Source organism: Romboutsia sp. LXY-2, from assembly GCF_056171995.1.
Genome location: NZ_JBKFGI010000003.1, coordinates 481,122 through 505,350, shown reverse-complemented (window position 1 = coordinate 505,350; position 24,229 = coordinate 481,122). Strand labels below are relative to the sequence as shown.

Sequence of the window (24,229 nt, the reverse complement as noted above, 5' to 3'; positions counted from 1 at the left end):
ACCTTTTTTAATGTAAAATTATATTGATTTAAATTTTAAAATAACTTTAAATAAATCACCATCTATATAAAGTTCCATACTTCCACCTTGTATAGAAGCTAGGTTTTGAGCAATTGATAATCCTAGACCTGAACCTTCTGTGTTTCTAGATACATCGCCTCGTCTAAATCTTTCAAGAAGCTCTTCTGGTTTCATATTTAACCTATGATTAGATATGTTTTTAAAAACTATATTTATATTCTCATCTTCTATATACATATCTATATAAACTCTTGTATTTGCTAATGAGTACTTTAGTATGTTATTAATAAGATTTTCAAATACCCTATACATTCTTTTACCATCTATCATAGTGTATATAGGATCATCTGGTGTATATATTACAAAATCAAGTTTACTTTTTTCTATTTTATCTTCTAACTCCACTATACTTTGAATTAGAAGTTCTTTTATATCTGTTTGTTCTATATTTAATTCTATATCACCACTACTTATTTTTGAAGCTTCAAAAATATCTTCTACTAAGGCTTTAAGTCTTTTAGATTTTCTATCTAAAATATTAATATAATCTTTTATAGTGTCATTATCTAATTCATTGTTTTTTAGAATATCTACATAATTTACTATAGAAGTTAATGGTGTCTTTAAGTCATGAGATACATTAGTGATAAGTTCTGTTTTCATTTTTTCACTTTTTATTTGATTCTGTAGTGCAATATCTAAACCATTAGTAATATTATTAATACTTAAGGCAAGGTTAGATATTTCATCATTCCCTTTTACATCTAGCTGGTATTTTAAGTTACCCTCTTCTATATTTTTAACATTAGATGAAATATAATCTACGTAACTTAGTTTTCTTGATAGCTTTCTATAAATTAAAGCTAAAGATACTCCTATTGGTAAAGTTCCAATGAAGGCATATATAAAAGCTGAACCATTGTAATAATATCCAAATATTTGTATAAATACTATTGAAAGTAAAGTAAAGTTTATTATTATAGTCAAAATAAACCATGCAGCAATTTTTTTATTTAAAGATTTTTTATTTTGCTTATTTATAAATCCTTTTATAAATTTATATACAAAAGATTTCTTATCTAAGTTCTTTTTATTAAAATTAATATAGATAATTATTATATATACTAGTGATAAAATAATACTATTAATAAAAATAAGTATGTTATCAAAAAAGTCTAATGTATTTGCCCATACAAAATATCTAAGAATTATTAATGCTACTACTAAAATTAGTATTGTCTCTAAAGACCTATTAGAAGTGAAGCTTTCTATTTTAATTTCTAATTTTTTAGAAGAATTTCTATTAATATAATAAAGACCTGCAAATATTAAAGTTATAACACCTAATATTATTGCTATTATAATGTAGTCATCTTTTAACTCTGATCCCCACACATTATTAACAGATCCAAAGAAGTAGTATCTAGGAATAGAAACATAGTTATACATGTTACTTCCTCTAAAACTAAATATTACATTAAATAATGTTTCAAAAAGAGCAGATATAAATAATATTAGTATACCTAAAGATATATACTTAACCTTAGAGTTATTAGTAAGGAAGTTTTTCGATTTTATATCCAATACCCCACACCACCTTTAAATATTTTGGATCTTTTGAGTTTATCTCAATCTTTTCACGAATTCTTCTAATATGAACTGCTACTGTCTTTTCGCAGTTATAAGCATCTTCTTGCCATACTTTTTCATATATGTCTCGTGAAGAAAATACAATTCCTTGATTTTCTAGAAGTAGTGTTAATATCTTAAACTCTATAGGTGTTATTTTTATATCTTCACCATCTAAGCTAACTTTTTTAGTTTCTGAATTAAGTTCTAGTCCACCACTTCTTAAAATTGATTTTTTATGAAAATTATTATTTTCATTATTTGTATAATTGTTCATGTTGTTTAGATTAATATACCTTCTAAGCTGGGACTTAACCCTTGCAGTTAACTCTAATGGATTAAATGGTTTTGTTATATAATCATCAGCACCCATATTAAGTCCCATTATTTTATCCATATCCTCTGACTTAGCAGATAATAGTATAATAGGTATATTTTTTTCTTCTCTAATCTTTAATGTGGTCTTAAGACCATCTAGTTTTGGCATCATTACATCCATTATAATAAGCTCTACATTATTTTCCATAAGAATTTCTAAAGCTTCTATGCCGTCATAAGCTTTTAATACGTTATAATTGTCTGGTTTTAAATAAAATTCTATTGCATCAACAATATCTTTATCATCATCTACAACTAAAATATTTTCATTCATAATATCACCCCAAGACAAATTATATCATATTTAGTCAATCCTATAATTCAGGAGTATGAAGTATAGCTTCTACAGACTTGTCATTTACTAAATTATCAAAAGACTTATGGTCAGACTTATATCCTATTCCTTCTCTACCATTTTTTTCATCTACTATCTTATATTGTTCACATGCTTTTTTTACTTTTTCATATTCTTCATTTGTATCTGCTTTATAAACTATCTTTTTACCTAAATCTATTTTGTGAGCAAACTGTGGTTTTACGAAATACTTAGCATCTTTTATTTTTCCAGAATTGTATAAACTTTGAATTACAGATCCATTTTTTATATGTTGTAAATGGTCATCTAATTTGTATGTGTGAGCTACATGTGTTACGCTTTTTAAGTTTTTTTCAAAGTCTAGAGCAACTTTTTCCATTAAGTTAAAGTCAGTTGTATCTGATTTATTTATTTCAGGTAATAGTATTATATTTTCTTTTTTTACACCTAAAGCTTCAACTGAAGCTAAAAACTCATTTTCTCTTAGTTTAGTTTTTTGTTCTCTTGTTAGATTTTTATATTGTTCATATCTATCAAACACTGATATTCCAGAGCCAGTAGATACTTGAACAACATAAACATGATCACTTCCTCGTTCTTTTATAGCCTCTACAATAGCACTACCTGCCCATAATACCTCATCATCTTGATGTTGAGGATAAAAAACAACATTGTCTTTAAATTCTCTTTTTTCGTAATGGCCAAAACTACTAAATCCTGCAACTGTAAGACTTAATATAATTATTATAGGAATAAATAAAATTCCTTTTTTTTGTTTTTTGCTTTTTTCTTTTGCTATAATGTTTGTCATAATTAAATCTTCCCCCTATGAATTCTAAATGTTTTTCTATAAAGATATAATATCAATAAAAATTTACAATGTTTTTTCAAAAATATTAACATTTTATTACATTTTCATCGGAATTATTACGAAATTATTACGAAACTTTTGTATATGTATATAATTTATAAATAAAAAAGTCCAACAATTAATTTGTTGGACTTTTTTATTAAAGCTATTTTAACAAAAATATATATTAAATTATCTTAATAACCTATTATTCCGGTTTCTAAATTATATAATTTTTCAAAGCCTTCCATATCTAGTAAAGTGCACGCAGTTATACTTCTATGGCCACTTCTACAGTACACTACTACATTTTTATCTTTATAATCTTCAATATCATCTAAATTAAACAAAAGTGTAGATATTGGAATGTTTATTGCTCCTGGTATAAATCCTTCTTCAAACTCTTCTTCTGTTCTTATATCTAATAATAAAATATCATCGTCATTATTCATCATATTATTTAACTTTTCTTTATCTATATTAACGTACATACTAATATCTCCTAACCTTAATTATTTACTAACTTTATACCCATAATTAGCTTTAATAATCTAAATAAAAAATAATTAAGATATAAAACGTTAGTTTAAATTTTGTCTCACTGGAAAATATAATTTTATCGATTAATTTTATTAACAATAACAATTAGAGGTGAAATATGATATATATAGAAAAACTACGAAAAGTCTATCCAAATGGGTACGAAGCCTTAAAAAGTATTGATTTACAAATCAATGAGGGAGAACTTGTATGTTTATTAGGTCCTAGTGGCTGTGGTAAAACAACAATATTAAATTTACTTTCAGGCTTATTAGATCCATCAAGTGGTGATATTAGGTTTGATAAAGAATCAATAATAGGAAAACATCCTAAAGATAGAAATATTGGTTTAGTATTTCAAAATTATGCCCTATATCCTCACATGACTGTTCTAGATAATGTAATGTTCCCTTTAGTTGTGGGGAAAAATAAAAAAACTAGAGATGAGGCAATGGAAGTTGCGAGAAAGTATATGAAAATAACTAGTATTGAAGAACTTTCAGATAAAAAGCCTGGTGAAATGTCTGGAGGTCAACAACAAAGGGTTGCAATAACCAGAGCACTTGTTCAAAATCCTAAAATATTATTACTTGATGAGCCTTTGAGTAATTTAGATGCTAGACTAAGATTAAAAATTAGAGAAGAAATTAGAAGACTTGTAAAGGAAATAGGTATTACTACAGTATTTGTTACACACGACCAAGAAGAAGCATTATCTATAAGTGACAGGATTGTATTAATGCACCAAGGTGTAGTTCAACAGTTTGACATACCTCAAAATTTATATTTAGAGCCTGCTAATCTATTTGTGGCTAAATTTATGGGTAATCCAATAATAAACATTTTTGAAATGAAAAAAGATGGCAATACTTTAGTTGGTGATGACTTCTCTATTGATTTAAGTTTACTTGATAAGAATAGATTCAAAATGGATTTAAATAAAGATAATTACGTGGTTGGTATTAGACCTGAACATTTTGTTATAAGCGATAATCCACTATTTATTACTACCGTAGAATCCAACGAACTTATAGGTAAAGACTGCATACTTAATTTTAATGTTAATAATAAAATAGCAAAATCAATAACTGAAATCAGCAAAACACTAAATGAAGGTGAAGAAGTTGGATTTAACATAGACTATAAAAATATTTACTTATTTGAAGAGGAAGGAGCTAGAGTGTACTGATGAAGACTCGAAGATACAGCGCAGAAAATTCACCTCAAGCTTGGTTATTTTTATTACCTGCATTAATAATTATTATAATTTTTAATGTATTTCCATTAATTCAAACATTTATTTTATCCTTTCAAAAAGGTACTTTAAATAATCTTGTATTTAATGGCTTTAGAAACTATCAAATTGTGTTATCTGACCCTAAGTTTCATACAGCATTAAGTAATACTGCAATATACTCATTTATTGTTGTACCTTTAGGTCTTATAATTTCAATGTTTATTGCAGTTACTGTTTTTGAAAAAATAAAGTTTAAAGATTTTTTTGAGACAGTATTTTTTATTCCTTATTTAACAAGTGTAATAGCTGTTGGTATAGTATTTAGATTTTTATTAAATGGTGAATATGGTTTTGTTAACTATTTATTAGGTTTTATAAATATTGGACCAATAAATTTTTTAGATAACCCTAAAATGAGTATTTATACACTTGTTATATTTGGTGTTTGGTCAAGTCTAGCATTTAATATTGTAATATTACTTTCTGGACTTAGAACTATTAATGGTGATTATTATAAAATAGCTGATATGTTTGGTGCTACTAAAATTCAGCAATTTTTTAAGATTACTCTTCCTCAAATGTTACCTATCATAACATTTTTATTAATGGTTAACTTTATAAGTGCATTTAAGGTATATGCTCAAGTATTTGCAATATTTAATGGTAAAGCCGGTGTTGCTGATAGTGCCACTACTGCAGTTTTTTATATATTTAATAAGTTTTATGTTGAAAACCGTTATGGTCAAGGTATGGCTGCTGCAGTTATTTTATTTGTTTTAATATTGTTATTTACCATAATACAAAATTACGTATTAAAAAGATTATCTAAGTAGGTGAAAATATGAAAAAAGTTTATACGTTTATTTCCTATACTTTTATTACTATAATGGCTTTTATTACATTGTTTCCCTTTGTATATATGATATTGTCAAGCTTAATGACATTCCAAGAGGCAACAAGTATACCTCCAACATTGTTTCCAAAAGATTTTCAATGGCAAAACTTTAGCCTTGCAATGAAACAAGCTCCTTTTGCTATATATTTCTTAAATACTATTTTAGTCGCAGGATTATCTACATTAGGAACAATAATAACATCAATACTTGCTGCATTTGCTTTAGTAAAGCTTGAGTTTAAATATAAAAATGTTTTAATACTTTCAATGATTGCTCTACTAATGGTTCCTTATGAAGTTGTTGTATTTACAAACTATCAAACAATTGCAAAACTAGGCTTACTTGATACTTACACAGCTTTAATAGTCCCTTCACTTGCGAGTGTATTTTATATATTCTATTTAAAAGAATACTTATCAAGTATACCTTTATCATATTATAAAGCTGCTAAGGTTGATGGATGTAGTGATTTAGAGTTTATTACAAAAATATTAATCCCTCTAGGTAAACCAGCTTTATTTACTATGGGAATATTAAGCTTTATAAACGGATGGAATTCTTTTTTATGGCCAATATTAGTTACAAACACTAAAGAAATGAGACTATTAAGCAACGGCCTTAGTGCCTTTGCAACTGAAAGTGGTACAAATGTTCAATTACAAATGGCGGCTTCAACAATAACTATAGTACCAATATTAATAGTATATTTCATTTTTAGAAAGCAAATAATCAGAGGAGTTGTTAAGAGTGGTGTTAAAGGATAAAAAAACTAAAATTACTTTTCATAATGGTATATTGACCATTGGAGGAACAATAATAGAAGTTATATATAAAGATAGCCATATATTTTTTGATTTTGGTAGTGAGTACAACCCAGCTTCTGAAATACAACCTAATGATTTACAAGGATTATTAGACAATAACTTGGTACCATATTTAAATAATATGTTTGACCCAGCGATACCTTTAAATAGTTATGAGTCTAAGGATGACAGTTTTATGAATACAGCTGTATTTTTATCACACGTACACTTAGATCATTCTAAGATTATAAACTATTTAAACCCCAATGTACCTTTATATACACTAGAAGGTACAAAGTCTTTGCTTAATACTTTAAATATTAACAATGATTTTTTATTCCCTCTTTATAATAATAAAGATAAAAATACAAGAGATATAATTGGTGTTAAAGAAAATGAAATAATAGAAGTTGGTGAAATAAAAGTAAAAGTAATGCCTATAGACCATGATGCTTACGGTGCATGTGCTCTTTTGATACAGACTCCTGACTTAAAGATATCTTATACAGGAGATTTAAGAATACATGGTTATAGAAAGGATGACACATATAATTTCTGCAAAGAAAGTAAAAACTGTGATGTACTTTTAATAGAAGGTGTTAGTGTTTCTTTCCAGGATTTTGATGATGAAAACCTTGGTGATGATTCTACTAATGAATGTGATTTAATAAATAGAATAAATAAAGTGATAAAAGAAAATCCTAATAAACAGATTACTTTTAACTACTATATTTCTAATATAGAAAGAATAATGAATATTATAAAGTATAGCCCTAGAAAAGTTGTTTTAGATGCATATTCTTCTTATGTAGTTAAAGAAGCTACTAATTTTGAAAGTCTTTATTATCAATTAGATGATAAAGACTATGGTTTAAGTATTGATAAAAAAGTAGATTTTAAAGATTTGTTAAAGGATGAAAGACGATTTTTATGGCAATTAGATACACTTGCCTTAAAATATATAGACAAATTAAAAAAAGGTGGACTATATATCCACTCAAATGCAACACCACTTGGTGAGTTTGACCCATCCTATGCTCCATTTATTAAAAACTTTGAAGATAGAGGTATTAAATTTATTAGGATTGGCTGTAGCGGGCATGCTCATCCAAATGACTTAATTAAAATAATTAATTTAATTAAGCCAAGGCTTCTTATTCCAATACACTCTTATCGTCCTGAAAAATTATATAACGAGCATGGGGATGTATTATTACCAAAGAAAAATCAAACTATTTAAGGAGGAAAAAATGAAAGTATCTAAAAAATTATTAGTTTGTTTACTGTCATTAGGTTTAATGACAGGATGTAGTAACAAAAAAGCAGAACAACCAGCCAATGAAGAAATTATAACAGAAATAACAGCACCAGTAGAAATAACTTTCTGGCATGCAATGAGTGGTGCTCAAGAAGAAGCATTAAAGAAGCTAACATCAGAGTTTACAGCTAGTAATAAAAACATAACTGTAAACCTACAAAATCAATCTAGCTATCCAGACTTACAACAAAAGCTTACTGCAACAATAGCTAGCCCTAAGAATTTACCAACTTTAACTCAAGCATATCCAGACTGGATGTTAAATCCTATAAAAGATGGCTTAGTTCTAGGATTAGATAACTATATTAATCATGAGAAAATAGGCTTTGAAAACTATGATGATATATTAGAAGGATTTAGAGCTGTTACAAAAATAGATGGTGTTACATATAGAATACCATTTAATAAATCTACTGAAGTTTTATGGTATAACAAAACTATGTTAGATGAATTAGGATTAAAAGCTCCAACAACATATGAGGAATTTACTAATGTATGTAAAGAAATAAAAGCAAAAAAAGGAATTGTTGGTGGTGGATTTGATTCTTTAAGTAATTATTATACTACGTACTTAAAAAATCAAAATGTAGTATATGATTCAAAATTTGATCCAACTAGTGAACCTTCAGTTAAAGCTGTTGACTATTACTTAAATGGTATAAAAGATGGATACTTTAGAATAGCTGGTACTGATAAATTCTTATCTGGACCTTTTGCTAACGAAACTATTGGTATGTTTGTAGGATCAAATGCTGGAGAAAGTTTTGTTACTTCAGGAGTTAGCGATAAGTTTGAAGTTGGTGTTGTACCATATCCTGCAAAACATAGAATGCAACAAGGAACTGATTTATATGTATTTACAAATGCTTCAGCTGAGCAAAGAACTGCAGCTATTGAATACTTAAAGTTTTTAACAACTAAAGAAAATCAAATAACTTGGGCTAAAGAAACTGGTTATATTCCTGTAAGAAAGAGCGCAATAGAATCAGATGAATATAAAAAATCTGGTAGCTTAGTTGCACCAATAGTATCTGAAGCTACTAAAGATTTATATACAAATCCTGTTATGCCAAATGCAGATAGTGCATACCGTGAATCAGCAATAATGCTAGAAGGCATATTAGCACAACCTACTTCTGATGTTAAAGCTAAGTTAGATGATTTTAAATCAACTTTAATGTCTATTTGGGAATAGTTTCTTTAAGATAAAATAAATTAAGGGTACTTCTAGGTACCCTTAATTATATTTAATATTTATTATAGTTGTGGATTTTCACCATTCATTAATTTTTTCATAGTTCTCATCGAACACATTTTACCACACATAGTACAGCTTTCCTTCTCATCAGGTATTGAACTTTCTCTATATTTTCTTGGCTTTTCTGGATCTAGAGCTAAATTTATCATTTCATCAAAGTTAATATCAGCTCTTGCTTTACTCATTTTATAGTCCCAATTTTTTGCACCATTAACTCCTTTGGCTATATCTGCTGCATGGGCTGCAATCTTAGCTGCTACTATTCCTTCTTTCATATCGTCTAAATCAGGAAGTCTTAAATGCTCTGCTGGAGTTACATAACATAAGAAGTCTGCACCATAGGTTGCTGCTATTGCTCCACCTATTGCAGAAGTTATATGGTCATATCCTGGAGCTACATCCGTTACTATTGGACCTAATACATAAAAAGGTGCTCCATGGCAAAGCTTCTTTTGAAGTACCATATTGGCTTCTATTTCATTTATAGCCATATGACCAGGACCTTCTACTATTATTTGTACATTTTTCTCCCAAGCCCTTTTAGTTAGCTCTCCCAATGTTATTAATTCTTTTATTTGGCAGGCATCTGTTGCATCATTTATTGAACCAGGTCTTAAAGCATCTCCTAAAGATATTGTCATATCATACTGTGCACATATTTCTAGTAGTCTATCATAATACTCATAAAAAGGATTTTCTGCATTATTTAGCTCCATCCAAGCATATAAAAGAGATCCACCTCTTGAAACTATATGAGTTAATCTTTTATTTCTTTTTAAGGTTTCAACAGACTCTCTATTAAGACCGGCATGTACAGTAATAAAATCCACACCATCTTCTCCATGTTTCTCAACTACTTTAAAAAATTCGTCTACTGTAATATCTTTTAATTCTTTATCATAAAACCCAATGGCATCATACATAGGCACAGTACCTATCATTGCACTTGACATATTAACTATATTCTTTCTTAAACCTTCTGTTTTTCCATAATTAGAAAGGTCCATTATAGCTTCAGCTCCCATATTAAGTGCTACTCTAACCTTCTCTAATTCTTTATCATAATCGCAGCAGTCTTTAGATATTCCTAAATTAACATTTATTTTAGTTCTTAAGCCTTTTCCAACACCTTCAGCACTTAATGATTTATGATTTTTATTTGCTGGTATTGCTATTTGTCCTTTTGCTACTAATTCTAATATTTCCTCTATTTTTTTACTTTCTTTAGTAGCAACAATTTGCATTTCTTTTGTTATTATTCCTTTTTTTGCAGCATCCATTTGTGTTGAGTAATTCATTTTATCCCCCTAATTTTTAGCTATACCTTGATTGAGAGTTTTATATACTAAAAAAAGCTATATTCCACATAGGAACATAGCTTTTTGATTACATTACAAAAAAGTATATAAATCTGCTTTCCTACGCTGGCATTATCCAGATCAGGTACAAGGGTTGATTTTCATCTCTCAGTCTTTCGACACCCCTAGCTAATATTTTATTTTACAATTGTATTGTAACTCTATTCTTTACAAAAATCAATTAAATTATTAGATTTATATGTATTCTTCAATTTTTTCTTTTAAGCTTTTTTCAGGAATAAATCCTACTAATCTATCTTTTTCTTTACCATCCTTAAAAACTATTACAGTTGGAACTGTAGTTACTGTAAATTTTTGTGCAAGATCCATGCTTTCATCTATATCAACTTTAAAGAAATCTGCTTTGTCTTCCATTTCTTCTGCTAATGATTCAAATACTGGTGAAAGCATTTTGCAAGGTCCACACCATGTTGCAAAGAAATCAACTACAACCACTCCTTCTTTATATTCTACTTCATTTACAAATTCATTTGTGTTTATTATATTAGCCATCTTTTACTCTCCTTTTATTTTGTTAATATAAATTCAGAAATTCATATAGTAATAATAGGTTTTTCATTTGTGTTTTTATTATACATTAAATAAATATATCTTTTTAAAATTAACTATAACTAAATTATGTAAACCATTTCGATTATATTTACTTTATAATAACGCTTTTTATACGTAAATAAGAGTTAGTATATGCTAACTCTTATTTACCATAATCTGATGAAATTACAAAGTCTTTAAAGGATTTACATATAGGTGAAAGATATGAATTTTTCATCCAACCCATATATATTATACTGTTTTTTATTTCTTCTTTAATTTTAATTACTGATACTAAATTTTTATTTATTAAGGGCGTATTAGGTATAATACTTATTCCTGCACCAGTAGCTACCAAACCTTCAAATATAGTAGAACTGCTTGGTTTAATTGAAATCTTTGGTATATATCCTAATGAATTTTTATACCACTGCATTTTATCTTCATTTATTTCACATGATGAAACAAAATACTCGTCTTTTAAGTCTTTTAAAGAAACTTCTTCTTCATTTGCAAGTTTATGATTTTTAGGAACTATTAAAACATATTCTTCTTTTTTTATTGGAATAAATTCTATGTCGCTATTTTCTGAAATAGAATCTTGTGTATCAAAAAAGCATAATTCAATATTACTATTTTTTAAATCCATTAACATATCTACTCTTGATTGATAATTAAACTGGAATTTAGCATTAGGATTATTATTAAAAAATACACTAATTACAAGAGGCATAAAGTACGTACCAACGTTAGAAGTTGAAGAAATTGAAATTGTTCCCGTATCAGCATCGGTTATTTTTTTTAATTCCTTTATACCCTTTTCTATTTCTTCTAATGCTTTACTTATATGATTTAAAAATATATTTCCAAAGGATGTAAGCTTTATATTTCTACCTTCTTTTTTAAAAAGCGGTACTTCAAGCTCTTCTTCTAATTTTGCTATTGCTTTACTTAAGGCAGGCTGAGATACTGCTAATTTTTGTGATGCTATAGTGAAGTTTTCTGTTTCTGCAATAGTTTTAAAATACTCTAACTGTTGTAAGTTCATATTACCTCCTTTAATAGTATAGAAAATATTTTATAATAATTTCATAAATTGGTTTTATATACAGTTTATATAACCAATAGTTATATAAGTATGAAAATTTTCAATTAGACATTACTGATTTACCAATGCTATAATTAAAAACATAGTAAATAAACTATAATTAATAATTATAGATATTTTATTAATTTATGTCAAATTCTTATTTGAGGAGATTAAATATTATGATGAATGTAAACAAAGAAAAATGTATTTCATGTGAATTATGTATTAAAGACTGTCCTACAAGGTGTATATCATTAGTAGATAATAAAGCAGATATTAATAATAATAATTGTATAAAGTGTGGTCACTGTGTAGCAATATGCCCTAAGTATGCTATTACTACAGACGAATATAACATGGATGATGTTATAGAATACGATAAAGAGAAATTTGATGTTGATAGTGATAATTTATTAAACTTTATTAAATTTAGAAGATCAACTAGACAATTTAAAGCTAAAGATGTAGAAATAGAAAAGCTTAATAAAATAGTAGAAGCTGGAAGATTTACTCAAACTTCAACGAATAGTCAAGATGTCTCATATATTGTAGTAAGAGATGATTTAGAAAAACTTAAAGAAATAACTTTAGAAGCATTACACGGTCAAGGTCAATACTTACTTAATAACTTAAATGAAAAAACAAAGCAATTTGAAAAATATGCAAGAATGTGGGTTTCAATGTATGAAAGTTATAAGAAAAACCCTAAAGAAAATGATAGAGTGTTCTTTAATGCTCCAGCTGTAATACTTGTAGTTTCTAAGACTCCGATAAATGGAGGTCTTGCTTCTACAAATATGGAACTTATGACTAATGCTTTAGGTCTTGGTACTTTCTATAGTGGATTCTTAGTAAGAGCATCTCAAGGAAATGAGAAAATGAGAGAATTCTTAGGATTACAAGGTGAAGAACAAATAATCACTGCTATGGTAATAGGATATCCTGCTGTTAAATACCAAAGAACAGTTCCAAGAAAAGATGTATCAGTTTCTTGGATGTAAATATATATAGAAAAATAGTTATTATAAAGCTATAAAAAATAAACAAAAAGGTCTGTAAATACAGACCTTTTTTCTTATATATAACTATCTTTTTATCTTTTTATCTTTTAATAGTAATCTTCCTAAATATAAAAATACTATCCCTATTAATATCATTTGAATAGATTGTATTAATGATATTGCATTTATTTGTGATACTTCAATACTACTAGATTGATTTGTTAAGTGCGTTACTACTACTGATAATCCATTATTTAATAAGTGGATCATCATAGCAACAAATATTGAGCCAGACTTATAAACGCTATATGCTAAAACTAAACCTAAAATTGTTGTTGGAACCATTCTTATAAAGTCAATATGCATTGATCCAAATAATATAGCACTAAATATTATAGCTCTCTTAGGTGATTTATCATTTTTATTAAATGATTTAAATATAAATCCTCTAAATAGAAGTTCTTCACAAATTGCTGGTAAAAGAGCTACTACTATTAAGTTAATAATAAATGAGTTTTCCATAAATAATGCTTTATTTAAGGATTCCACAACTTCTTGGTTACTTGGGAATAAATATAATAATATTTGTGATACTAATAGAGCTATTATATATCCACCAATCCAAAGAACTATAGAGCCAAAAACATGTTTTATCGAAGGTAGTTTTATACTAAATACCTTTTTAAAATCAGCTTTAATATAATAAGCAAGTAATAATGGTAATAATAAAAGCATTCCTTGAGTCATGGCTATTCCTGCCATTTTAAATTTCATTTGAACTATACTACCAACATAAATTAATGCAAGCAGAGCTGTTGCATAAAGTACTATACCATCACTAGGAGCAGGCATTGTTCCTTTTTTGATGTTTGATCTTTTTTCTAAGAATGAGAAGCTTTTGTTTTCTCCAAATAATACTTCCTCAGAGTTAAATATTTTAGATAAGGCTACTACTGATAAAATAACAAAAGCAATATTTGAAACTAATACTAATGATATTAATCCTAAATCACTATTAAATGACATTACACTTTTTATTAATAATGATATGTTTACTACAGGAATTACTGCTGTTGTAGAAGTCAATTTTAAAGTTGGAAGCATACAAGCGTAAGATGGTATCATAATTAATAACATAAGTGGAGTAACATAGTTTTGTGCATCTTTAAAGCTTTTTGTAAAGGAACAAATACACAAACTAATAGCTGATACTACCATTGCAAATAAACATACACATATTATACATACTATTATTGGTCCAATTAGTTTTGTAATATCAAAACTTTCTATGGCCATAGAATTTGCTAAGTCTTGAGAATAAGCCATAAATCCAAGAGTCAATGCTATTGATAATATATTTAGTATTGCTGTTACAATAGCACTAAAAGATACAGAAAGGTACTTACCTATAATAAGCTCTAAGTTCGATATTGGCAAAGTAAGCAATGTCTCTAATGTTCCTCTTTCCTTTTCTCCTGCCATAACATCTATTGCTGGGTATATTGCACCTAGTAATACTCCCATTATAAGAATAAATGGTAATATCTGACCTAATAGATATCCTGCTTTTTCTTCGCTTTTTGCTAAATCTATATTTTGATAACTTACTGGATTCAATATATATTCAGAATCTAAACCTTCATTTTCTAATTTGCCTCTAATTATTGAATCTTTATATTCTAATAATATTTCATCAATTTTACTTTGTACTGCTAAAGACTTATCATTGGAGTTACTAGTGTATATTTTATAGTTTATTTTATTTTCTATATTTTCCTCTTTAATATATGCATCTAGTTGGCCTTCTTCTATTTCTTTTTCATAGTCTTTTGAATCTATTATTTTTATGCCTTCACTATCTTCATTACTATTATTATAATTAGAAAACCTATTTATTAATTCTTTGTTTACATCTTTATCAAAGGCAACTATTACTTCTTGGCTTTCCATAGAGTTCATACTCATCATAAGTATTTGTGAAAAACCTACTAAAATTAATGGATATAATATAATAGGCAAGACTATCATCATAAACAAGCTTTTTTTATCTCTTAAAATATCTAGCATTTCTTTTTTAAAGATTTCAAATATTATTTTAGTCCTCATGTAACTCACCTCTTTCATTGGCAAGTTTTATAAATGTGTCTCTTAAGTTTGTAGAATTAGTAAGTTTTTTTAGCTCTGTAGCATTTCCTTGAGCTATTATCTTACCTTTATGTATCATAATGATTCTATCGCAAAGACTTTCAGCTTCTTCCATATAATGCGTTGAGTAAAGTACTGTTTTTTTATTTTTCTTTTCTCTTTTCATAAAATCTATTATTGATTGACTACTTATTACATCAAGTCCTAATGTAGGCTCATCAAAAATATATAATTTAGGTGAGTGAATAAGGCAACGGGCTATTGATGTTCTTTGAGTTTGACCTGTAGATAAATTCTCTATTCTATTATCTATAAATTTGCTCATATTCATTATTTCACATACATTCTCTATGGCATTTGGAATCTCATCTTTTTGCATTTCATATAAGCTTGCAAAGGTACTTAAAAGCTCTCTTGGTGATATTCTTCCATACAGTTTAGTATTTCCTGATAAATACCCAATTTCTCTTTTTGCTTTATCTTTATCTTTCTCATAATCATAGCCCATAACATTTATGCTACCACTACTTTGGCTTAATATTCCACCTAGCATTCTTAGTAGTGTGGTTTTTCCTGCACCATTTGGACCAAGTATTCCTATAATCTCACCTTCCTTTGCTGTGAAATTTACATTGTCCACTGCTAAAAATTCTTCTTTTTTTGTTTTTAGTTTTTTTAATTTACTTTTTTCATCTTTTACAACTCTAGTAAAGACTTTTGATAAATTTTTTACTTCTATTACAGTCTCCATAATATTCCCCCCTTCAAACAAGTTGATTTTTGCTATTAGTTCTATTGTAGCCTTCTATACCATTTTCTTCAATTATTTAGTTTATTTAGTTAGATTATTAACGTAAAAAGCTTAGAGTTTAACCTCTAAGCTATAATTTATATTACTTAACATTTTTTTGTCTCAATATCTCTATTGTTATTGTAATCAAAATTTGCGTAAACTTATTTAATTGTATATATTTTGTGCCTATATTACAATAAATACCAAGATTATAATCTGATATCTATAGAAGTTCCTTCCCCTATTATACTGTAAATTTTTATCTCTCCATTATGAACACTTATGATTTTTTTTACTTCTGGGATTAGTGATAATTAATTATATATCTACTTCTATTTTGCCCTTATAAATGCCGCCATGATAGCAAATAACTTTATTAATATCATAATTTAATAGCTTTTTTACTGATTGCTTAGCTCTTTCCATATCTAGTGTATAATGCGGGTTAGCTATTACAAGTTTATTACCTTCAATAACTAAAGCATCACCGCATATTAATGACTTACTTTCCCTTAGATATAAAGATATATGTCCTGGCATATGACCGGGTGTTTCTATTATTTCTAATCCTCCACACCAATCAAATATATCTTTATCTTTCACTTTAATATCTACATTAACTGGTTCAATATCCTTAAGTATTTTCTGAAAGCTTAGTGCCCCTTTTTTATCATCATCTGAAAGGCTATCGTAAATTCCTTCAGCTTGTTGTAACCTTAGTGATTTACATTTTCCATTGATATAATTTTCTTCTTTAGATGAAGATATAATTTTAAGATTAGGATACTTTAGCTTAAAAGCTTTGGCAGATCCCATATGGTCAAAGTCATGATGAGTTATTATCAGTTTTGTTAATTTACCTAAATCAATATTATTTTTTTGAGAACATTCTTCTATTAGTTTTAAAAAATTTGGATAACCACAATCAACAAGTATCATCTCTTTATCATCTTCTAATATTACTGGATATATTTTATCAATCATACCATTAGAATTAAATGGTATTTCTAGTATATTTATTTTATTCATTTTACTTACTCCTTCAACAATTTTTATATTATAAATAAAATTATATCATTATATAACTGAAATATTACTATTATAAACATTTCTGAATTAAAGTTGATAGGAATAAAAAAGAATGCTTATAAAGCATTCTTTTCTTGTTTTATTATTCTTCTAATACTACTTTCCGTAAGGTAGTATTCATTAACTAATTCTTTTATTTTTACACCATTTATATATTTATTAAAAATCTCTTTATTTCTTTTACTTAATTCTCTTTTTAACCCACTATTTTCTCCCCAGGATTTTTTCGTGTCCTGTTTTGTAGGTATATACAAATAACTACCATCTACATATTCTTGCACTAATTCAAGTAAATGCTTCGGTAATATCTCTTGTGCTTTTTTATACTTCATAATCTTTACTCCTATTCTATTTTAATTAACAAATAGTTATCGCAAAGACTGCACAAAACATATAGACCATATCTATTTTATGGCCCCAAACAACTTAACATTTTGTTATAGTCTTTGCTTGGAGCCTAATTCAATTACCAATTTAGATTTTCTAATCATATTTACACTTCCTTTCACTAAGTATATTATCATAAAAATAAAAACCATAGTAGATTTTACTATGGTTAAGGTTATTAAAATTATTTAATCATACTTTTTTAATCTTCTATTGGAAGATTTATTATAAACTTAGTTTCTCCATAATCACTATTAAGTATAATCTTTCCATCATGTGCTTCTACTAAGTTTTTAGTTATAGCTAGTCCTAAACCTGAACCACCATCATTTCTATTCCTTGATTTTTCTACTCTGTAAAATCTATCAAATATAAAAGGGATGTCAGCTTGTGGTATTGGTTCTCCGTAATTTTTTATTTCTACGACCGCAAACTTATCATCTTTTTTTGTTACAACATCAATATATTTTCCTTCATTGCCGTATTTTATTGCATTTGTTACTAAGTTTTCAAATACTCTAACTAATTTATCTGGATCTGCGTTTACTATAAGTCTATCATCTGAAAAATTAATTCTTACTTTCACATTAGCTTCACTTATTTGATACTCTAGATAAGATATTACCTGACCTATTAATTCTACTAAGTTTATATCAACTTTATTAAGTGACAACGATCTATTTTGAAGCTTAGTAAGCTCAAATAAATCATTAATTAATACATTTAAATTTTTTGATTTTTCATATGCTATTCTAGTATAATATCTTAAATGAACTTCATCTTTATACTTATCTTCTTCTATAAGATTTAAATATCCGATTATTGATGTTAACGGTGTTCTAAGGTCATGTGAAACATTTGTTATTAAGTCGGTTTTAGTTTGTTGAGCTTTTCTTTCTTCAACTGTAATATCTTCTAATTGTTTTATAATATGATTAATATTACTTGCTACTTTTCCTACATCATCACTAGATTTTACATTTATTCTTTTGTCTAAGTCACCATTAGCCATTATTTCTACACTTTCCATTAAATTTGCTATATTCTTATTGGTTCTATAAGATATTAGCACATATATAAAAACAACAAATATTAACATAATCGCCATACCAATATAGTATTCGAATGGTCCTAAATTATTAACTATAATTCTCAATAAAGGTCCTATTATTCTTATATCCAATATAACTCTAACTAAGTCATAAAACATGGCATTTACAAATATGGCTAACAGAAAACTTACTCCTATTAATAAAATCTGAGTAATAATATATTTATATACTTTAAATATATATCTAGTTTTATTTTTCAATTTTATAGCCTACCCCCCATACTGTATGAATAACTTTACTTCCACCCATGTGCTTTTCTATTTTCTCTCTTATCCTGCTCATATGAACCATAACCGTATTATTAGATTGGTAGTATTGCTCGTCCCATACGCGTGAGAATATTTCTTCTGTGCTAAACACTCTTCCTCTATGACTTGCTAGTAAATATAAGATATCAAATTCTCTCGATGTAAGCTGTATCTCATTGTCATCTGCAGCCACTATATGATTGATTTTGTCTATTTTTAATGATTCTATTAAAATTAAGTCTTTATTGCTGTCCGTTCTATTAGTAAAATAGTATGCTCGTCTTAAAAGAGCTTTTACTCTAACTGTAAGCTCTAAAGGATTAAATGGCTTTGTCAAATAATCATCTGCACCAGTCATTATACCTTGAATTTTATCCATATCTTCAGATTTTGCACTTAGCATAATTATCGGTACGCTCATTTTTTCACGTATTATTTTGCATGTTTCTATTCCATCCATCTTAGGCATCATTATATCTAGTACAATAAGATGAACATCCTTTTGCTCAATAATCTCTAATGCTTCTTCTCCATTGCTTGCTTTGCATACTTCATAACCTTCATTTAACAAATATATTTCCAACAGATTCCTTATTTCTGCTTCATCATCTACTACAAGTATTGTATTTTTCAATTTACTTCTCTCCTTACTCTACAATATAATTTATTTTATATATATTCTTCTTAAGTTATTCCTTACTGGTAAATATATTCAGTAACTTCGGCTAGTAGTTTAATTTTATAAAATAGATATTAAGATATTTATAAGTAAATATTAAGAATTCTTAAGTTTTAATTATAAATATATCTACATTAAGAAAGGTGTATTTTAGATTATTTCTAAAATACACCTATAATAAAATCAAATTAAATATATACTTTACAAACTCTTTGACCTATACCTGTAAGTGTTTCATTATTAATGGTATTGGTTAACTTACTTATCTTATCTATAGAAATATATTTATCTCCATCTTTACCTATTAATGTTACAGTATCACCCATATTAATATCATCAATATGACTTACATCAACTAACATTTGATCCATACAAATATTTCCTATAACACTAGCTTCTTTTTCATTTATTAAGACATTAAAGTTTTGTTTTGAAAGTCCTCTTGGATACCCATCAGCATATCCAATAGTTACTATAGCAATTTTAGAGTCTTTAGATGCTGTAAAGTTATTTCCATATCCTACTGTTTCATTTTTCTTTATATTTTTTACTAATCCAACTTTAGATTTTAAAGATAATGCAGGCTTAAGATTTAGGTCTTCTATGCTATCATCATAAGGACTACTTGAAACACCATATAAGATTATTCCTGGTCTTACTAAATCACATCTTAATTCTCTGTAATTTGTAATACCATAACTACTTTGTAAATGTATTTTACCTAGATTTATGTTGTTTTTTTCCAACAAGTCTATTATATCATAAAATCTATTAATTTGTTTTTTTGTAAACTCAATATCTTCTTCTAATAAACTATCTGCCCTTGATAAATGGCTAAATGTTCCCATAACCTTAAGTTTATTACTATTATATATATTAATTAACTCTTCAATGTCTTCTTTTTTTGTTCCTAGTCTATTCATACCTGTATCTAATTTTATATGAGCCTTAACTTGTCCATCACTTTCACAAAGCATGTTTGCATAGCTAAAGTTTACTATAGTTTGAGATATATCATAATACATCAAATCTTTTTTTCTATTAACATGTGTATATCCAAGTACTAATATTTCACCATTTATATTAGCATTCCTTAATTCTATTGCTTCATCAAGGCTTGCTACTGCAAAGTGTTCTACGCCTAAGCTTTCTAAGTGAGTAGCTACTTCTACTGCTCCATGTCCATATGCATCTGCTTTAATAACACCCATTATTTTACACCCATCAGATAATATAGATTGGATTTTAAGTAGATTATGCTCTATATTTGAAAGATTTATTTCTCTATACGCTCTTAAGTTATCTTTATTAACATTTTTAAAATTGTTCATAGTAGTTTCCTCATAATTAATTATTATTTTTAACTTTTAATTTATCATTTATATTTACTAATACTACTGATACCAAAATAGATATTAAAGTTACTGAAATATAATTTATTAAACTATTATTTATTAGAATATATGTGGTTTTAGTTATTTTACCTATTAATCTCACTAAAATAATAATCATTGGATGTAGAATGTAAATATATAAGCTTATGTCTCTTAATTTTTTCATACTTTTATTTTTTAGATCTATACATATTTTAAATAATAGATATACTGCTGGCACTAAAAAAACTGTCATACTGTCATGTTTAGGTATGTCAAATGTTTTTAATAGTGTAGCTTCTATACCTAAAAGCATAATTAATAATAAAAACAAAATTAAATCCTTTATAAATCCTTTGTTTTTTGTACTATATTTATTATCTTCATCTTTCAATTTGTCATTTTCTTTATTATCAAATTTTGTGAATTTAAAACCTAGTAATATAAATATTGGTGCAAAGAATATACCATTTCTTGTATAATCAAACACTAAAAACATATTACTATATAAATTATTTAATAAATCTATACTACTTGTTATTTTAAAATAACTATCACCTAATAATCCAAGAATATATAAAACTATAGTAATTATTAATGAGGTATTTATACTAAAATTATTGATTAATATAAATACAATACACATACCTAAGATTAATGCTGGAAGGTACCACAAATGATACATTGTTCCATTAAAAATTATGTCTTTCAGTATACTTATTAAACTAAAATCACTAGTAAAGTACCCATTATATATATTTATTGGAATGTATATTATTATTGATATCAAGTAAATACTAAAAATTCTTTATAAATAAGAAAACAATAGTTTATTATTTTCTATTTTGTTATCAGTCAATTTTAAAGAAAATAAATAGCCTGCACAGATGAAAAAGAATGGGACTGCTAATCTTGCAAGAACTCTTGTAAGTATAAAGTTTCCTGCTATGCTATAAGTTGTTAAAGGATCTGTATGAATAGTTATTACAAGTAATGATGCAACAAACTTAAACAAGTCTATATATCCATATTTTGTTTTTTGTATCATATTTATAACTCCTTTAATTCTTCAAAGAGAGTAACAATAAATCCATCTACATTATTACCTGATACATTATATTTTTTACTTTTCAATAACTTTACTTCTGTTATTTTATTTAGTTTTTCAGCATAAAATATTTCCACTTTATATCCGTTATATATTAACTTTAAAGAGTTTCTTTTATATTTAAAGTTTTTTAAGTAATCTATATATTCTTCTAAGCAAAAATTATTTTCATTCATTATTTTTGAATGAGGTACACCTACATATCTAAAGTGCCATACTTCTTCTGATATATTTGTTATTTTTTCTTTGTCTTTTTTATATCTCATTATAAAACCGTAGTCCTGGGCTAATTCTTTAAATTCTTTACATATACCATGGTTAGGAAAAGAAGGACATATAAAATCTACGTTTTCTAATACCTCACCTAAGTCAATTGCTAATCCAGTTTGATGTTCGCTTTGTCTAGGTTTAGCAACATATTTTTTTGTGAATTCTATTCCATTTTCTAGTATAGAATCTTTATATATTCTTCTTTGCTCTTCTTCACTTCTATAGCCACTTACTGCCACTAGTTTTTTCTTTCCATCTATATCATCTATTAAGTTTAAAAGAGGTTTTACCATTAACTCATTTATATATATTGGCTTTTTCCCATAAATTTCAAAATAATCATTATCTAAAGATAGTATGCTTACTATCCCTTGTCTAAACTCATTATCTTTGTTTACTAATATTAAGCTACCAGAGTATAGCTCCTTATTAGTTAGTTTTAGTGTTATATATTCATCATTATCCTTTAAACTTATTAAGTCTTTTACTTTATTTAATATGGAGTAATTGTATTTAGATTCTTTAATTAATTCATTCATAAGTAATATTCCTCTTAAACTGTTATAAGTTCTTCTACTAAAGTAACTTCTATTAATTTATCAATTAATTTTGTATAACTTAATCCTATTAAGTTCATCATTTTAGGATATCTACTATTTGCTGTAAATCCTGGTATAGTGTTAACTTCGTTAAAGAATATATCCCCTTTTTTATCTATAAACATATCTACTCTTGATATACCTTCACAAGAAAGTAGCTTATAAATTTTTGTAGCAGTCTTTTTTACTTCCTCTGTTTTTTCATTACTTATTCTAGCAGGAGTATGAATTTTTGAAGTTTCTAGATTGTACTTTTCATTAAAGTCAAAGAATCCTCTAGTTAACTCTATTTCATCAACGCCTCCAACTATTACATCACCTTGTCCAAGGACTGCACAACCAACTTCAAATCCATCTATTGCTTCTTCTAATACAACTTTATTATCGTGGGCGAATGCTTCTTTTATTGCGTCATCTATTTTTTCTAATCTTTCAACTCTTGTTATACCAATTGATGATCCTGATTTTGCAGGTTTTATGTAAATTGGTAATTTCATATTTTTTTCTTTTATTTTTTCAATAACATTATCTTCATCTTCAAATACTATTAATGATTTTGTTACGTTTATACCAGCTTCTTTTACTATATTATGAGCTATTGCCTTGTCCATACAAATTGATGATGATAGTGTTTTACAACCTACAAAGGGAATCCCTGATAATTCTAATAATCCTTGTAGTGTTCCATCTTCACCATTTTTACCATGTACCACTGGGAATATTAAATCTATAGCGTATTCTTTTATTTCATTGTTGTCTATCTCTACATAACCTTTATGACTTGTACATGGTGATATATATGCTTTTTTACAATTTTTATTTTCAAACCATGTGTTATTTCTTATTTCTTCAGTAGTTCCACTAAAACTTGACCATTCTCCATCTTTAGTAATTCCTATCATTGATACATTATATTTACTTCTATCTATGTTATCTATAACTGCTGATGATGATTTTAAAGAAACCTCATATTCATTAGATTTTCCACCAAATATTATTAATACATTTTTCATTTTTATTTCTCCTTAAATTTTAGTTTAGTATGTTAAATTAGTTATTTATTTTCCTATAAGACTATTCTAAGATTTAAAGATTAAGAGATTTATAAGTAAATCTTAAGTTTTCTTAAGTTTTTATTTTCAATTCTTAAGTTGAATTAATAATTATCTATATGTAGAT

Annotated in this window: 22 protein-coding genes, 1 pseudogene and 1 riboswitch; of the genes and pseudogenes, 6 read left to right on the top strand and 17 right to left on the bottom strand. The window is 26.8% G+C overall.

Annotated elements, in window-relative coordinates; translation table 11 throughout:
* Positions 1-18: 18 nt before the first annotated feature.
* From ACI48P_RS08160 to ACI48P_RS08145, 4 genes are all read right to left on the bottom strand, one after another.
* Positions 19-1,605 (bottom strand): HAMP domain-containing sensor histidine kinase, encoded by a 1,587-nt coding sequence (locus ACI48P_RS08160; RefSeq protein ID WP_475214995.1) that lies wholly within the window; start codon positions 1,603-1,605, stop codon positions 19-21.
* Complete coding sequence (locus tag ACI48P_RS08155; RefSeq protein WP_475214994.1) at positions 1,574-2,302, bottom strand: response regulator transcription factor; 729 nt, start codon at positions 2,300-2,302, stop codon at positions 1,574-1,576. The genes ACI48P_RS08160 and ACI48P_RS08155 overlap by 32 nt, the downstream gene beginning before the upstream one ends.
* A 40-nt stretch (positions 2,303-2,342) precedes the next feature.
* Positions 2,343-3,155, bottom strand: a complete 813-nt coding sequence (locus tag ACI48P_RS08150) for a PIG-L family deacetylase (protein ID WP_475214993.1) — start codon at positions 3,153-3,155, stop codon at positions 2,343-2,345.
* 236 nt (positions 3,156-3,391) lie between these two features.
* Complete coding sequence (locus ACI48P_RS08145) at positions 3,392-3,685, bottom strand: rhodanese-like domain-containing protein (protein WP_475214992.1); 294 nt, start codon at positions 3,683-3,685, stop codon at positions 3,392-3,394.
* Positions 3,686-3,852: 167 nt separating this feature from the next.
* On the opposite strand from ACI48P_RS08145, the gene ACI48P_RS08140 reads away from it, so the two are divergent.
* The 5 genes from ACI48P_RS08140 to ACI48P_RS08120 are packed head-to-tail and all read left to right on the top strand — an operon-like array spanning position 3,853 to position 9,183.
* On the top strand, positions 3,853-4,923 hold the full coding sequence (locus ACI48P_RS08140; RefSeq protein WP_475214991.1) for an ABC transporter ATP-binding protein: 1,071 nt from the start codon (positions 3,853-3,855) through the stop codon (positions 4,921-4,923).
* On the top strand, positions 4,923-5,804 hold the full coding sequence (locus ACI48P_RS08135) for a carbohydrate ABC transporter permease (protein WP_475214990.1): 882 nt from the start codon (positions 4,923-4,925) through the stop codon (positions 5,802-5,804). The genes ACI48P_RS08140 and ACI48P_RS08135 overlap by 1 nt, the downstream gene beginning before the upstream one ends.
* An 8-nt stretch (positions 5,805-5,812) precedes the next feature.
* Positions 5,813-6,631 carry a carbohydrate ABC transporter permease gene (locus tag ACI48P_RS08130; RefSeq protein WP_475214989.1) on the top strand — a complete coding sequence of 273 codons (819 nt, stop codon included), beginning with the start codon at positions 5,813-5,815 and terminating at the stop codon, positions 6,629-6,631.
* Positions 6,615-7,910, top strand: a complete 1,296-nt coding sequence (locus ACI48P_RS08125) for an MBL fold metallo-hydrolase (RefSeq protein ID WP_475214988.1) — start codon at positions 6,615-6,617, stop codon at positions 7,908-7,910. The genes ACI48P_RS08130 and ACI48P_RS08125 overlap by 17 nt, the downstream gene beginning before the upstream one ends.
* A 10-nt stretch (positions 7,911-7,920) precedes the next feature.
* Positions 7,921-9,183 carry an ABC transporter substrate-binding protein gene (locus ACI48P_RS08120; RefSeq protein ID WP_475214987.1) on the top strand — a complete coding sequence of 421 codons (1,263 nt, stop codon included), beginning with the start codon at positions 7,921-7,923 and terminating at the stop codon, positions 9,181-9,183.
* A gap of 62 nt (positions 9,184-9,245) precedes the next feature.
* Here the strand turns inward: ACI48P_RS08120 and thiC are convergent, their stop codons facing one another.
* From thiC to ACI48P_RS08105, 3 genes are all read right to left on the bottom strand, one after another.
* Complete coding sequence (gene thiC, locus ACI48P_RS08115) at positions 9,246-10,544, bottom strand: phosphomethylpyrimidine synthase ThiC (protein ID WP_475214986.1); 1,299 nt, start codon at positions 10,542-10,544, stop codon at positions 9,246-9,248.
* Between the two features lie 101 nt (positions 10,545-10,645).
* A riboswitch (TPP riboswitch) is annotated at positions 10,646-10,741 on the bottom strand.
* A gap of 58 nt (positions 10,742-10,799) precedes the next feature.
* On the bottom strand, positions 10,800-11,117 hold the full coding sequence (gene trxA / locus ACI48P_RS08110) for a thioredoxin (RefSeq protein ID WP_475214985.1): 318 nt from the start codon (positions 11,115-11,117) through the stop codon (positions 10,800-10,802).
* A 202-nt stretch (positions 11,118-11,319) separates the two neighbouring features.
* Positions 11,320-12,204: a LysR family transcriptional regulator gene (locus tag ACI48P_RS08105; RefSeq protein ID WP_475214984.1), complete on the bottom strand. Its 885-nt coding sequence runs from the start codon at positions 12,202-12,204 to the stop codon at positions 11,320-11,322.
* Between the two features lie 221 nt (positions 12,205-12,425).
* On the opposite strand from ACI48P_RS08105, the gene ACI48P_RS08100 reads away from it, so the two are divergent.
* The gene (locus ACI48P_RS08100; RefSeq protein ID WP_475214983.1) at positions 12,426-13,247 is read left to right on the top strand and encodes a nitroreductase family protein; all 822 of its coding nucleotides are present in this window, start codon (positions 12,426-12,428) and stop codon (positions 13,245-13,247) included.
* Between the two features lie 84 nt (positions 13,248-13,331).
* On the opposite strand, the gene ACI48P_RS08095 is transcribed toward ACI48P_RS08100, so the two are convergent.
* From ACI48P_RS08095 to vanG, 10 genes and pseudogenes are all read right to left on the bottom strand, one after another.
* Positions 13,332-15,353 carry an ABC transporter permease subunit/CPBP intramembrane protease gene (locus tag ACI48P_RS08095; protein ID WP_475214982.1) on the bottom strand — a complete coding sequence of 674 codons (2,022 nt, stop codon included), beginning with the start codon at positions 15,351-15,353 and terminating at the stop codon, positions 13,332-13,334.
* A complete protein-coding gene (locus ACI48P_RS08090; protein WP_475214981.1) occupies positions 15,343-16,143 on the bottom strand; it encodes an ABC transporter ATP-binding protein in 801 nt (266 codons plus the stop codon). Before ACI48P_RS08090 ends, ACI48P_RS08095 begins: the two co-directional genes overlap by 11 nt.
* Before the next feature lie 360 nt (positions 16,144-16,503).
* Complete coding sequence (locus tag ACI48P_RS08085; protein ID WP_475214980.1) at positions 16,504-17,214, bottom strand: MBL fold metallo-hydrolase; 711 nt, start codon at positions 17,212-17,214, stop codon at positions 16,504-16,506.
* Positions 17,215-17,330: 116 nt separating this feature from the next.
* Positions 17,331-17,606 (bottom strand): CD3324 family protein, encoded by a 276-nt coding sequence (locus ACI48P_RS08080; RefSeq protein ID WP_475214979.1) that lies wholly within the window; start codon positions 17,604-17,606, stop codon positions 17,331-17,333.
* 257 nt (positions 17,607-17,863) lie between these two features.
* Positions 17,864-18,973 (bottom strand): sensor histidine kinase, encoded by a 1,110-nt coding sequence (locus ACI48P_RS08075; RefSeq protein ID WP_475214978.1) that lies wholly within the window; start codon positions 18,971-18,973, stop codon positions 17,864-17,866.
* Complete coding sequence (locus ACI48P_RS08070; protein ID WP_475214977.1) at positions 18,963-19,655, bottom strand: response regulator transcription factor; 693 nt, start codon at positions 19,653-19,655, stop codon at positions 18,963-18,965. The genes ACI48P_RS08075 and ACI48P_RS08070 overlap by 11 nt, the downstream gene beginning before the upstream one ends.
* A gap of 233 nt (positions 19,656-19,888) precedes the next feature.
* Complete coding sequence (vanT, locus tag ACI48P_RS08065) at positions 19,889-21,031, bottom strand: serine racemase VanT catalytic subunit (RefSeq protein ID WP_475214976.1); 1,143 nt, start codon at positions 21,029-21,031, stop codon at positions 19,889-19,891.
* Between the two features lie 16 nt (positions 21,032-21,047).
* Positions 21,048-22,121, bottom strand: a pseudogene (locus ACI48P_RS08060) (acyltransferase family protein).
* A 2-nt stretch (positions 22,122-22,123) separates the two neighbouring features.
* A complete protein-coding gene (locus tag ACI48P_RS08055; protein WP_475214975.1) occupies positions 22,124-22,990 on the bottom strand; it encodes a D-alanyl-D-alanine carboxypeptidase family protein in 867 nt (288 codons plus the stop codon).
* Between the two features lie 14 nt (positions 22,991-23,004).
* Positions 23,005-24,063 (bottom strand): D-alanine--D-serine ligase VanG, encoded by a 1,059-nt coding sequence (vanG, locus tag ACI48P_RS08050; RefSeq protein ID WP_475214974.1) that lies wholly within the window; start codon positions 24,061-24,063, stop codon positions 23,005-23,007.
* Positions 24,064-24,229 lie beyond the last annotated feature (166 nt).

Excerpts from the sequence above, each read along its gene's own strand:
- ACI48P_RS08155 (WP_475214994.1), bottom strand. The coding sequence starts at position 2,302 with ATGAATGAAAATATTTTAGTTGTAGATGATGATAAAGATATTGTTGAT.
- ACI48P_RS08150 (WP_475214993.1), bottom strand. The coding sequence starts at position 3,155 with ATGACAAACATTATAGCAAAAGAAAAAAGCAAAAAACAAAAAAAAGGA.
- ACI48P_RS08145 (WP_475214992.1), bottom strand. The coding sequence starts at position 3,685 with ATGTACGTTAATATAGATAAAGAAAAGTTAAATAATATGATGAATAAT.
- ACI48P_RS08140 (WP_475214991.1), top strand. The coding sequence starts at position 3,853 with ATGATATATATAGAAAAACTACGAAAAGTCTATCCAAATGGGTACGAA.
- ACI48P_RS08135 (WP_475214990.1), top strand. The coding sequence starts at position 4,923 with ATGAAGACTCGAAGATACAGCGCAGAAAATTCACCTCAAGCTTGGTTA.
- ACI48P_RS08130 (WP_475214989.1), top strand. The coding sequence starts at position 5,813 with ATGAAAAAAGTTTATACGTTTATTTCCTATACTTTTATTACTATAATG.
- ACI48P_RS08120 (WP_475214987.1), top strand. The coding sequence starts at position 7,921 with ATGAAAGTATCTAAAAAATTATTAGTTTGTTTACTGTCATTAGGTTTA.
- thiC (WP_475214986.1), bottom strand. The coding sequence starts at position 10,544 with ATGAATTACTCAACACAAATGGATGCTGCAAAAAAAGGAATAATAACA.
- trxA (WP_475214985.1), bottom strand. The coding sequence starts at position 11,117 with ATGGCTAATATAATAAACACAAATGAATTTGTAAATGAAGTAGAATAT.
- ACI48P_RS08105 (WP_475214984.1), bottom strand. The coding sequence starts at position 12,204 with ATGAACTTACAACAGTTAGAGTATTTTAAAACTATTGCAGAAACAGAA.
- ACI48P_RS08100 (WP_475214983.1), top strand. The coding sequence starts at position 12,426 with ATGATGAATGTAAACAAAGAAAAATGTATTTCATGTGAATTATGTATT.
- ACI48P_RS08095 (WP_475214982.1), bottom strand. The coding sequence starts at position 15,353 with ATGAGGACTAAAATAATATTTGAAATCTTTAAAAAAGAAATGCTAGAT.
- ACI48P_RS08090 (WP_475214981.1), bottom strand. The coding sequence starts at position 16,143 with ATGGAGACTGTAATAGAAGTAAAAAATTTATCAAAAGTCTTTACTAGA.
- ACI48P_RS08085 (WP_475214980.1), bottom strand. The coding sequence starts at position 17,214 with ATGAATAAAATAAATATACTAGAAATACCATTTAATTCTAATGGTATG.
- ACI48P_RS08080 (WP_475214979.1), bottom strand. The coding sequence starts at position 17,606 with ATGAAGTATAAAAAAGCACAAGAGATATTACCGAAGCATTTACTTGAA.
- vanT (WP_475214976.1), bottom strand. The coding sequence starts at position 21,031 with ATGAACAATTTTAAAAATGTTAATAAAGATAACTTAAGAGCGTATAGA.
- ACI48P_RS08055 (WP_475214975.1), bottom strand. The coding sequence starts at position 22,990 with ATGAATGAATTAATTAAAGAATCTAAATACAATTACTCCATATTAAAT.
- vanG (WP_475214974.1), bottom strand. The coding sequence starts at position 24,063 with ATGAAAAATGTATTAATAATATTTGGTGGAAAATCTAATGAATATGAG.